The following is a 10,848-nucleotide window of genomic DNA, read 5'->3' on the forward strand; positions in this document are numbered from 1 at the left end:
ACGCAGCGGCTTGCGCTGCGTGCCGGCGACTGGAACAGACTCTGGACACTTTGCAGGGGGCGTAATGACCGCTTCTCCGGCTGCGGCCGCGTTTGCGCGCATCACCGAACATTTTCTTGTCGACGCGCGCACAGCGTTGGCGGCTGGCCTGCATGACCCCGCCATCGATCTGCGGCCAGACGAGCGCGCACTCCTGCATGAGCAGGGCGATGCGGCGCTTCGTGAACATGCCCAGCTCAAGCTCAACCGCGTACTGCTGCTGGAACTGCATGCGGCCGCGCGCGGTGGTGACATCGGCCCGCTTGAGGGCGCCGGTGCGCTGGACGAATTCGTAACCCTCGCCACCAGCGAGGGCTTCCATGAGCATCTGCAGCGACGCTACCCGGTGCTGCTGCCGCGGCTGTCGCGCATGCTCGAAGGACAATGTGCGGCTGTGGTGGAGCTGGCCGCGCGCATCGGCCGTGATCGTGCGCTGCTGACGGACCTGCTCGGCAGTCCGGCAGGATCGCTGCGTGCCGTGTCGCTGGGGCGCGGTGACCTGCACGGTGGCGGCCGGACCGTGGCGCGGTTGCAGTTCGACGGCGGTACGCTGATGTACAAGCCGCGCTCGCTGCGCATCGATGCCACGCTTGATGGCCTGCTTGAAGCCGTCTTCGGCGAGGGCCCTGGCCGGGTACGCGTGCCGCGCGTGGTGGATCGTGGCAGCCACGGCTGGGCTGCATTTGCTGAGCACCGTTATTGTTCCGGTGACGAAGAGCTGCGCGCCTACTACCGCGGTCTCGGTCACTGGCTGGCCATCCTGCGCCTGGTGGGCGGGACCGACATCCATCTGGAGAACCTGATCGCGGTCGGGCCGGTGCCGGTGGTGGTCGACGCCGAAAGCGTGTTCTCGCAGGTCATCGACGTCGAACCATCCGGTCTGGGCGATGCCTATGACACGGCAGTCAAGCTGATGCGCAATTCGGTGCTGCGCACCGGTATCGTGCCGTTCCGCACCACCGGCCTCGGCATGGAAGGCGTGGACCTGTCCGCCGCCGGCGCACTGCCGGGCGAGCAGCCGCGCGTGCAGGTGCCGGTGATCATCGAAGACGGGACGGCGCCGGCGCGGCTGGGCTTGGTCGAGGCAGAGGTCGCCATCGCACAGAACCATCCGAGCCCGCAGCCCGATGTGTCGTTGTACTGGGATCACATCAGCGAGGGTTTCGTCGATGCCAGCGGGCGCCTGCGTGCGCTGGATGCCAGGGGCGAACTGATGCCGTTGCTGGCCGGTTTCGAGGGCTGCCAGGTGCGCGATGTGCGGCGGCCGACCATGGCCTACGCCGAGCTCGGGCGGATGCTCTGGCATCCGGCATCGCTGCACAAGGAAGCCCAGGCGGTTGAACGCGCGATCGACCTGCTGGTGCGCAATGCGGCGGTGTCACCGGCCGCGCCATCGGACCTGGAGACCGTGCGCGGCGAAGTGGACGACCTGCGCCACGGTGACATTCCGATCTTCGCATCGCAGCTGGACGCGGCCCGCATCCGCTCCATCACCGACAACTGGCGTGCGATGCGCATCGACCTGGAAGACGTGACCATCCGCAGCACGCTGGTAGCCACCGACCTGAACCAGCATGCGCTGGCCCGCGCCGAGGCTAGATCCGGCCACAGCTATGCAGCACAGCATCCGCGTGCGGACGACCTGGATGCACGCCGTCGCACGCTGGCCGCGCGCGCGGTGGAGAGCCTGCTGCGGCTGGCGGTGCACGGCGAAGACGGTTCGATGACCTGGATCACACCCGAGGTGACCCGTACCGGGTGGACCGTCCAGCCGGTGCAGCCCGACCTGTATTTCGGGCTGGGAGGCATTGCGTTCGCGCTGGCGGCCTACCGCCGGGAAGTGGAGCAGGGACGTGCCGATCCGGTGGCTGGGTTGGATCCGGCCATCGAAGGCGCCATTGCGGTGTTCCAGACCATGTGCGAGCGCCATCCCGCCGGGATCGATGGTGGTTTCGTCGGCTCGGGCTCGCAGATCTGGACCCTGCTGGCATTGCATGATCTGCTGCAGCGCCCCGCACTGCTCGCGCTGGCCGAGCGCTGTGCGGAAGGAGTGGAACGTCGTGGTTTCCAGGGGCCGGTGAAATTCGAACTGATTGATGGCGTGTCCGGCATGATCCTGCCGTTGCTGGCGCTGGCCGAGGCCACCGGCAGATCGCGCTGGCTGGAGTTGGCGGCTGCAGCCGGGCGCCGCATGCAGGAAGCAGCGATCGTCGATGCCGACGGCGCACGCTGGCCGACGCCACAGTTCCGCGAGCCGATCGGTGGCTTTGGCCACGGCGCGATGGGCATGGGCTGGGCGCTGGCACGGCTGGCGCGTTCGGATGCCGGCAGCGTGCCTGAGCGGGCCGCCTGGCGGCAGCTGGCCGAAGGAGCCTTTGCGTTCCAGGCGGCGCTGTTCGAGCCGCATACCGGGCGCTGGCGCGATATCCACCTGGAGGACGGGCAGAAGAATTTCCCGACCTGGTGCCATGGCAGTGTTGGCATCGGTCTGGCGGCGGCGGATCTGTATGCCCGCACCGGCGATCCCGCGCAGTTGCGTGACATGCGGCGGGCTGTGGCCGACGCGCGCGGCAAATGGGGGTTCAGCCACACCCTGTGCCATGGCGATGTGTCCACCCGGGAGTTGCTGGTGCTGGCGGCTGCGTTGGATCCGGAGGGGTGTCCCTATCCGCAGGACGAGGCCGCCATCGAGATCGTTTCTTCGATCGAGGAGCACCAGGGCATGGTCGGCGGGCTGACCCGCGCGGCCTTTACTCCGGGCCTGATGATCGGTCTGGCAGGGACGATCTATGGCTTCCTGCGCATGCATCCGGCCTGCACGCTGCCGTCGCCGCTGCTGCAGGAGACGGTAGCGGCGCGGGTCGATGCGTCGGCGTCGCGCTCCAGCGCCGCGCAGGACCGAGCAGTGCTGGCCGAGGTCTGAGCCGGACGGGTCCGGTGATCAACGGCTGGGATCGCGTTCCGGGCTTGGCCGCTTGGCCAGCTTGCGCTGCAGCGAACGCCGGTGCATGCCGAGCAGGCGGGCGGCTGCGGACACGTTGCCGCCGGTCTCGTGCATCGCCTGCTGGATGTGTTCCCACTGCAGGCGGCTGATCGGCGTCATCGCGTCGGGCACTTCCATCTCGCCATCGTCGGCCGGACCATCGTCTTCCTCGCCGAGTGCGCGCAGGATCATGGGCACCGTGGCCGGCTTCGGCAGGTAGTCATCCGCGCCCAGCTTGATCGCCTCCACGGCGGTGGCAATGCTGGCGTAGCCGGTCACCAGCAGGATCCGCATGTCCGCGCGCAGGGCACGCAGCGGCTGGATCAGTGCCAGGCCGGAATCGCTGCCCAGCTTCAGGTCGATCAGCGCGAACGCCGGCGGGTGCTGGCGGGCCAGCGCCAGCGCACTGGCGGCATCCTGTGCGGTCTGCGTTTCAAGCCCCTTGCGGGCCAGGCTGCGCTGCAGGGTGCGCAGGTACAGCTCGTCGTCGTCGACCAGCAGGCCCAGGGTGGAGTGATGAAGGCTCATGGGGTGTCCTCACGTGGGGCCAGCGGCAGGCGGAAGCCGACGCGGCTGCCGGCCCCCTGGGCCGGGCGCATCCACATCTCGCCGTCGAGGCGTTCGATGGTGGCATGGGACAGGGCCAGGCCGACGCCCATGCCCTCGCTTTTGCTGCTGCCGAACAGCTTGCCCGGCAGCACCGCGGCACGGGCGTCGAAGCCGTGGCCGTAGTCGCGGACTTCGCCGATCAGGTCGTCGCCTTCGATGCGCAGGTCCAGGTCCACGCGCGGCCGGCCGGCCTGCTCGCCGGCATCGGCGGCATTGTTGAGCAGGACCATCAGCAGATGGCCCACGCCCGGGTCGAGTGGCAGCCGCAGCGGCGCATCGTCATTGCGATGCAGGTCGATGGTCGGCCGCACCAGGCGCCACTGTTCCAGTACCTGCTGGGCGCTGGAGTGACTGCGACCCGGTGCATCGGCCGAGGCCGGTGCGGCCAGCGCCAGCACGCGCTCGCGGCACTGCACCAGCAGCTCGCGCAGGGTTTCCATGTCTTCGCGTACTTCGGGCTCTTCGCTGCGCTCGGCGACGTCATCGGCGAGCAGGGTCATGGTCGCCAGCGGCGTGTTCAGCTCATGCGCCACCGAGGCGGCATGGGTGGCCAGGGCGACGATGCCCTCGTTGCGGGCGAAGCGTTCGCGCAGGGCCGACAGTTCCAGTTCGCGCTGGCGCAGCGCCAGTGCCAGGCGGGTGGAGAAGGTCAGCACGACCGCTGCGGAAATCAGGAAATTGGCGACCACGCCCCAGCGGTTGAGGTCCTGGGCGCGGAAATAGCCATCCGGCAGTGACTGGCCGAAGATGCCGCTGGCGGCGTAGCCGAGCAGGCAGGCCAGCGACACCGCCAGCGCCCAGCGCAGGGGCAGGGCGAACGCGGCGAGCGCGATCAGGATCAGGAACAGCGAACTGAACGGGTTGGCCATGCCGCCACTCCAGCCCACCATCCAGGTCAGGATGATCACGTCCACCAGAATGTGGCCGAACGCGGTCAGTGGCGCGGTGTCGGCCGCCTCCGGGCGCAGCTGGGTGTAGATGTTGAACAGGGTCAGCACGGCCACGCCCGCCCACAATGGCAGTTGCGGCAACGGCAGGCCCAGCACCCAGGTGGCAACCAGGATGGTGGCGGCCTGGCCACCTACGGCAAGCCAGCGCAGGCTGCACAGGGTTCGGAGAAACGGGGCGTCGGGACCGGTCATTCACGCTCATCGTATGCGTTCACGCGTGACCGTGCCTGCGACAATCGGCCGCAGCCGTGCCGCCGGCTGAATGCGAGTCACCCGGAATGCAGAGGCGGGCGGTAGAATGCGCCCATGCACGACGCCGTTACCCGCCCGACGCCCCCTTCCGATGCCACTGCCTGGCCCCGCCGCCAGACCCATGCCGTCCAGATCGGCGGGGTCACCGTAGGCGGAGGCAAGCCGGTCGTGGTGCAGTCGATGACCAACACCGATACCTCCGACGTGGCCTCCAGCGTGAAGCAGGTGGCCGAGTTGTGGCGTGCGGGTTCGGAAATGGTGCGGCTGACCGTCAATACCGTGGAAGCGGCTGCGGCGATCCCGCGCATTGTCGACAAGCTGGCGATGATGGGCATCGACGTGCCGCTGATCGGTGACTTCCATTACAACGGCCATCAGCTGCTGACCGCCGAACCGGCCTGTGCCGAAGCGCTGGCCAAGTACCGCATCAACCCGGGCAATGTCGGCTTCGGCAAGAAGAAGGACCTGCAGTTCGCCCAGCTGATCGAGTTCGCGATCCGCTACAACAAGCCGGTGCGCATCGGTGCCAACTGGGGCTCGCTGGACCAGGCCCTGGCGGCAAGGCTGATGGACGAGAACAACCTGCGTGAGCAGCCCTGGGACGCCGGCCGCGTGCTGCGCGAGGCGCTGATCCGCTCGGCGCTGGATTCGGCAGAGCAGGCGGTGGAGCTCGGCCTGCCGCGCGACCGCATCGTACTGTCGGCCAAGGTCAGTGGCGTGCAGGAGCTGATCGCGGTGTACCGCGACCTGGCCCAGCGCTCGGATTTCGCCCTGCACCTGGGCCTGACCGAGGCCGGAATTGGCAGCAAGGGCATCGTCGCCTCGTCCGCGGCGCTGAGCGTGCTGCTGCAGGAGGGCATCGGTGACACCATCCGCATCTCGCTGACCCCGGAACCGGGCCAGTCGCGTACGCAGGAAGTGATCGTCGCCCAGGAGCTGCTGCAGACCACCGGCCAGCGCGCCTTCACGCCGCTGGTCACGGCCTGCCCGGGCTGCGGCCGCACCACCTCCGAGTTCTTCCAGGAGCTGGCCAAGGTGGTACAGAACCACGTGCGCGAGAAGATGCCGCTGTGGAAGATCCACCACCCGGGTGCGGAGAACATGACCCTGGCGGTGATGGGCTGCATCGTCAACGGGCCGGGTGAGTCGCGCCATGCCAATATCGGCATCTCGCTGCCCGGCACGGGTGAAACGCCTGCAGCGCCGGTGTTCGTCGATGGCGAAAAGAAGGTGACCCTGCGTGGCGAGAACATCGCCCAGGAATTCGTCGCCCTGATCGACGATTACGTCGAACACAAGTATGTCCGAAGCGCCGGATAAGCCTGCGATCCTCGCTGCACCGGAGTCCGCCTCCGGCTTCCGCCACTGGATGGCGCGCAATGCCTGGCGCCTGGTCCTGCTGTTCGGTGGCGTGCTGCTGCCGCTGGCCGGCTTCGTCGCCCTGGCTGACGAGGTGCACGAGTTTGAATCGTTCCATTTCGATGCGCCGCTGCTGTGGCAGATGCATGGCCTGCATTCGCCGCTGCTGGACCGCTTCTTCGTGCTCATTTCCAGACTGGGCTACGAATGGTTCCTGATCCCGGCCGACGTGCTGATCATCGGCGTGCTGCTGGGCTACCGGCGTTGGCGCGAGGCGACCTTCGTGGCGGTCAGCTTCGTCGGCTCGGCGCTGCTGAACATGGGCAGCAAGCACTTCTTCCAGCGCCAGCGCCCCAGCCTGTGGGAATCGATCGCGCCGGAATCGACGTTCAGCTTCCCCAGCGGCCATGCGATGGGCTCGATGACCCTGGCAGTGACCCTGGTACTGCTGGCCTGGAACACCCGCTGGCGCTGGCCGGTGCTGCTGCTGGCACCGGCATTCAGCCTGCTGGTCAGCGTGTCCCGGGTCTACCTGGGGGTGCATTACCCCTCCGATATCCTGGCCGGATGGTGTGCCGCGCTGGTTTGGGTGGTAGGGTGCTATCTGGTCATGTTCAGTCGCCGGCACCCATGGCGACGTCACGGCTCGCCGCCAGCGAAGGCCAGCGAAGCATCATCACAGGGGGATTGACGTGGATGGCCCTTGAGGGACGTCTACGTGATAGATCAGTTGTTTCGTTGCAGCAGGTTCTGCAAGACAGGGGGCAAGCACAACGCGCGGTAGTGTGATGCGCAAGGCAGATTGCCGGGGTCGCATTCCGAACGCGCTTGCAGGGGTATCGGCACCCTGCCTAGCTTGACCTGCAATGGCCGCATTCGAAGAGGTACGTGAATGACGATTCGAGTCTACCTGGTGGATGACCACGCGCTGGTCCGCACCGGGATGAAGATGATTCTGTCGGGGGAAACCGACATCGAGGTGGTGGGCGAAGCCGAGACCGGCGAAGACGCGCTGCGTGAAGTCCGCCAGCTGCTGCCCGATGTGGTGCTGTGTGACCTGCACCTGCCGGGTGTGAGCGGCATGGAAGTGACCGAGCGCATCGTGCGCAGCCACCGCAATACCCGCGTGGTGATCGTGTCGGTGCTGGAAGATGGCCCGCTGCCGAAGCGGCTGCTCGAGGCTGGCGCCGCCGGTTACATCGGCAAGGGCTGCGATGCGCAGGAGCTGTTGCGCGCGGTGCGTGACGTGGCCGGTGGCCGCCGTTACCTGGGCACCAGCATCGCGCAGAATCTGGCGCTGTCGACGGTGGAAGGCAACGGTTCGCCGTTCGACAGCCTGTCCCCGCGCGAGCTGGAAGTGGCACTGCTGCTGACCCAGGGCCTGCGCCAGGAAGACATCGCGCGGCGGCTGAGCCTGAGTGCGAAGACGGTGAACACGCACAAGGCGCGGTTGTTCGAGAAGATGGGAATCCACGACAACATCGTGCTGGCGCGGATGGCCAGCCAGTATGGGCTGGTGGATCCGGCACGGCCGCTGTAAGGGTTTCGGCCAACGGCTGAGCCCCTCGCGGTGTGCGGCAGGATTCGTGGGGTTGGCCCTGCGGAGGGATTGCGCAGGGGACGCCGTGGATCCATCCCTGGAGGCTCGGGCGCGCCATCCATGGCGCTTACGCCCCTGCGCAATCCCTCCGCATGGCCACGGACAGGTTCCGTACGCGTCCACTGCGGAATGAAGAAGGAAGAGCAGGAGCGGGTCGCGCGCTGTGCGCGCTCGTCGCCTGGGGTCGGATCCCTTTCCCGGTGGGAAAGGGCTCTGACCCTTGATGATGCCGGAGCCGAGCGTGGGCGCGGCTCTACACCTTTGTCGGGCTCAGTGGCCGCGCACGCGCTTGATGATCTTTGCCGCGTCTGCGGCGCTGGCGCGCACCTTGTCCCATTCGCCGTCGGCGATCCAGTTGCCCGGCACCATCCACGAACCACCGATGCAGACCACGTTCTTCTGCTCGAGGTACTCGGCGGCGGTGTTTTCGGTGATGCCGCCGGTCGGGCACAGCTTGAGGTCGGCAACCGGGCCGGCCAGGCCCTTGATCATCGCCAGCCCGCCCACGGCCGTGGCCGGGAACAGCTTGCACACGCGGAAGCCGCGCGCATACAGCGACAGCAGCTCGGTCGGCGTTGCCGCACCCGGCACCACCGGCAGCGGCGCAGCGGCCAGCGCATCGGCCAGCGCCGGCGGCGTACCCGGGGTCACCAGGAAGTCCGCACCCGCATCGATCGACTGTTGCATCTGCTCCACGGTCAGCACCGTACCGGCACCCACCACCACATCCGGCAGCTCGCGCTTGAGCATCGCCAGCGCTTCCATCGCCACCGGCGTGCGCAGCGTCAGCTCGATCGCCGGCAAACCACCTTCCAGTAGCGCCGCACTGACCGCACGCGCCTGGTCCAGCGTATGAATCGTCACCACCGGCAGGATGCCCGCCGCACGCAACAGCTCCGCCGCCTTCACCTGATGTTGTTCGATACCCATGCTTTTGCCCTTGCCTTTGCTCTTCTTGATTCAGTGGCCGCAGCGCAAATGACGCGCCGGGAATTGTCCAAGGGCAGTAGAGCGCCCTGGCCGGGACCGTGAGCGGCATGGATGCCGCGATCGAGCCCCCATGGATGGGTTTACGGCGTGTCCCGGCCAGGGCGCTCTACTGCCCAAGCCGGGAAGCCTGCCGCGGCTTTTCGCTTCAGGCGTCTTTCGCCTCATGCGGCGCCGCCGCCGCCGCGGCATCGTGCCCCAGCTCGTACTCCGCGTCGTACTCCCACGGCCCACCATCAGCCGCCGCCGGCCCGCACGAAATCGAAATCGCACCCTGGTCGGCCGGACCCACCACACGACGGTTGATCGCGAACAGGTTGCGGCCCAGATCATGCGCGGCAGGCGCGGTGTTCGGCGCCAGCGGACGTGCAGCCCATTCGGCTGCGTCCACCAGCACTTCCAGCGTGCCGGCCTCGCCATCGAGGCGGATCATGTCGCCCTCGCGAACCTTGGCCAGCGGACCACCCCGCGCCGCTTCCGGCGTCACATGGATCGCCGCAGGGATCTTGCCCGAGGCGCCGGACAGGCGGCCGTCGGTGACCAGCGCCACGCGCCGGCCCTGGTTCTGCAGCAGGCCCAGCAGCGGCGCCAGCGAATGCAGTTCCGGCATGCCGTTCGCACGCGGGCCCTGGTAACGCACCACCGCCACGAAATGCTCGGGCAACAGGCCGCCGGCATGCAGCTTGTTCAACACCTGCGGCGCATCGACCACCACCGCCGGTGCTTCGATCGTGCGGTATTGCGGCTTCACCGCCGACAGCTTGATCAGCGACTTGCCGAGGTTGCCGCGCAGCAGGCGCAGGCCACCCTGGTGCTCGAACGGATTGTCGACGCCACGCACCACCTCTTCGTCGGCGCTGCGTTCCAGACCCGGCAGGTAGACCAGCTTGCCGTCGCGCAGCTGCGGTTCGCGCGCATAGTCGGCCATGCCGCCGCGCGCCACGCTGACCAGGTCGCCGTGCATCAGGCCGGCCTTGATCAGTTCGCCGAACACGAAGGCCGGGCCGCCTGCTGCGGCGAAGCGGTTTACATCGGCTTCGCCGTTCGGGTAGACGCGGGCCAGCAGCGGAATCAGCTGCGACAGCTCGTCGAAGTCGTCCCAGGTCAGCACGATGCCAGCCGCGCGTGCCACCGCGATCCAGTGGATGGTGTGGTTGGTCGAGCCGCCGGTCGCCATCAGCGCAATGACCGCATTGATGATCGCGCGCTCGTCGATGATCCGGCCGAGCGGACGGAAATCGTCGCCCAGTGCGGTGATGTCCAGCGCGCGTTCAGTGGCTTCGCGGGTCAGTGCGTCGCGCAGCGGCGTGTCCGGGTTGACGAACGAGGCGCCCGGCAGCTGCACGCCCATCGCTTCCAGCAGCACCTGGTTGGAGTTGGCGGTGCCGTAGAAGGTGCAGGTGCCCGCACCGTGGTAAGAGGCCGATTCCGCTTCCAGCAGTTCCTCGCGGGTGGCCTCGCCGGCGGCGTAGCGCTCGCGCACTTCGGCCTTCTGCTTGTTCGGGATGCCCGGGGTCATCGGGCCGGCCGGCACGAACACCGCCGGCAGATGGCCGAAGGCCAGCGCACCGATCAGCAGGCCCGGCACGATCTTGTCGCACACACCGAGGTAGACGGTGGTGTCGAACATATCGTGGCTGAGCCCGATCGCGGTGGCCTGCGCGATCACATCGCGCGAGAACAGTGACAGTTCCATGCCGCCGCGGCCCTGGGTGACGCCGTCGCACATCGCCGGCACGCCGCCGGCCACCTGTGCGGTGGCGCCCAGCTCGCGGGCGATCTCGCGGATCTGCTCGGGATAGGTCTCGAACGGCTGGTGCGCCGACAGCATGTCGTTGTAGGCGGTGATGATGCCGAGGTTCGGCGTCACGCCGCCGCGCAGGCGGCTCTTGTCGGTGCCGCCGCAGGCGGCGAACCCGTGGGCGAGGTTGCCGCAGCTCAGGCGGCTGCGGAACGGGCCTTCACGCAGGGAGGCGTCGATCGCGGCCAGGTAGGCGGCGCGTGAGGCGGCGCTGCGGCGGATGACACGCTCAGTGATGGCTTGCAGTTGCGGATGGAGGCTCATTGGC

8 protein-coding genes are annotated in these 10,848 nt (G+C 68.0%); 4 read left to right on the top strand and 4 right to left on the bottom strand.

The window, feature by feature from the left end:
- The first annotated feature begins 64 nt into the window (after window positions 1-64).
- Window positions 65-2,962, top strand: a complete 2,898-nt coding sequence (locus ACZK2R_RS08150; protein ID WP_180838576.1) for a type 2 lanthipeptide synthetase LanM family protein — start codon at window positions 65-67, stop codon at window positions 2,960-2,962.
- Window positions 2,963-2,980: 18 nt separating this feature from the next.
- Here the strand turns inward: ACZK2R_RS08150 and ACZK2R_RS08155 are convergent, their stop codons facing one another.
- Window positions 2,981-3,550, bottom strand: coding sequence for a response regulator transcription factor (locus tag ACZK2R_RS08155; protein ID WP_012510702.1), 570 nt, complete (start codon window positions 3,548-3,550; stop codon window positions 2,981-2,983).
- Window positions 3,547-4,773, bottom strand: coding sequence for an ATP-binding protein (locus tag ACZK2R_RS08160; RefSeq protein WP_180838577.1), 1,227 nt, complete (start codon window positions 4,771-4,773; stop codon window positions 3,547-3,549). The genes ACZK2R_RS08155 and ACZK2R_RS08160 overlap by 4 nt, the downstream gene beginning before the upstream one ends.
- 114 nt (window positions 4,774-4,887) lie before the next feature.
- Here ACZK2R_RS08160 and ispG point away from each other — a divergent pair, with 114 nt between their 5' ends.
- The 3 genes from ispG (at window position 4,888) to ACZK2R_RS08175 (ending at window position 7,732) form a co-directional block, all read left to right on the top strand.
- A complete protein-coding gene (ispG, locus tag ACZK2R_RS08165) occupies window positions 4,888-6,153 on the top strand; it encodes a flavodoxin-dependent (E)-4-hydroxy-3-methylbut-2-enyl-diphosphate synthase (RefSeq protein ID WP_180838578.1) in 1,266 nt (421 codons plus the stop codon).
- Window positions 6,134-6,883, top strand: a complete 750-nt coding sequence (locus ACZK2R_RS08170) for a phosphatase PAP2 family protein (RefSeq protein ID WP_032128858.1) — start codon at window positions 6,134-6,136, stop codon at window positions 6,881-6,883. The genes ispG and ACZK2R_RS08170 overlap by 20 nt, the downstream gene beginning before the upstream one ends.
- Window positions 6,884-7,084: 201 nt before the next feature.
- Window positions 7,085-7,732 (top strand): response regulator, encoded by a 648-nt coding sequence (locus tag ACZK2R_RS08175; protein ID WP_478487939.1) that lies wholly within the window; start codon window positions 7,085-7,087, stop codon window positions 7,730-7,732.
- A 330-nt stretch (window positions 7,733-8,062) separates the two neighbouring features.
- Here ACZK2R_RS08175 and eda read toward each other — a convergent pair whose 3' ends face one another.
- Window positions 8,063-8,722: a bifunctional 4-hydroxy-2-oxoglutarate aldolase/2-dehydro-3-deoxy-phosphogluconate aldolase gene (gene eda / locus ACZK2R_RS08180; RefSeq protein ID WP_032128859.1), complete on the bottom strand. Its 660-nt coding sequence runs from the start codon at window positions 8,720-8,722 to the stop codon at window positions 8,063-8,065.
- Window positions 8,723-8,927: 205 nt separating this feature from the next.
- Entirely contained in the window at window positions 8,928-10,844 is a 1,917-nt protein-coding gene (edd, locus tag ACZK2R_RS08185; RefSeq protein ID WP_180838580.1) for a phosphogluconate dehydratase, read from the bottom strand.
- Window positions 10,845-10,848 lie beyond the last annotated feature (4 nt).

The sequence above is a fragment of the Stenotrophomonas sp. 96582_Sma genome (genome assembly GCF_056480905.1).

What these genes read in the sequence shown, in the direction of transcription:
- ACZK2R_RS08150 (WP_180838576.1), top strand. Translation starts at nt 65, where the DNA reads ATGACCGCTTCTCCGGCTGCGGCCGCGTTTGCGCGCATCACCGAACAT.
- ACZK2R_RS08175 (WP_478487939.1), top strand. Translation starts at nt 7,085, where the DNA reads ATGACGATTCGAGTCTACCTGGTGGATGACCACGCGCTGGTCCGCACC.
- ACZK2R_RS08170 (WP_032128858.1), top strand. Translation starts at nt 6,134, where the DNA reads ATGTCCGAAGCGCCGGATAAGCCTGCGATCCTCGCTGCACCGGAGTCC.
- edd (WP_180838580.1), bottom strand. Translation starts at nt 10,844, where the DNA reads ATGAGCCTCCATCCGCAACTGCAAGCCATCACTGAGCGTGTCATCCGC.
- eda (WP_032128859.1), bottom strand. Translation starts at nt 8,722, where the DNA reads ATGGGTATCGAACAACATCAGGTGAAGGCGGCGGAGCTGTTGCGTGCG.
- ACZK2R_RS08155 (WP_012510702.1), bottom strand. Translation starts at nt 3,550, where the DNA reads ATGAGCCTTCATCACTCCACCCTGGGCCTGCTGGTCGACGACGACGAG.
- ispG (WP_180838578.1), top strand. Translation starts at nt 4,888, where the DNA reads ATGCACGACGCCGTTACCCGCCCGACGCCCCCTTCCGATGCCACTGCC.
- ACZK2R_RS08160 (WP_180838577.1), bottom strand. Translation starts at nt 4,773, where the DNA reads ATGACCGGTCCCGACGCCCCGTTTCTCCGAACCCTGTGCAGCCTGCGC.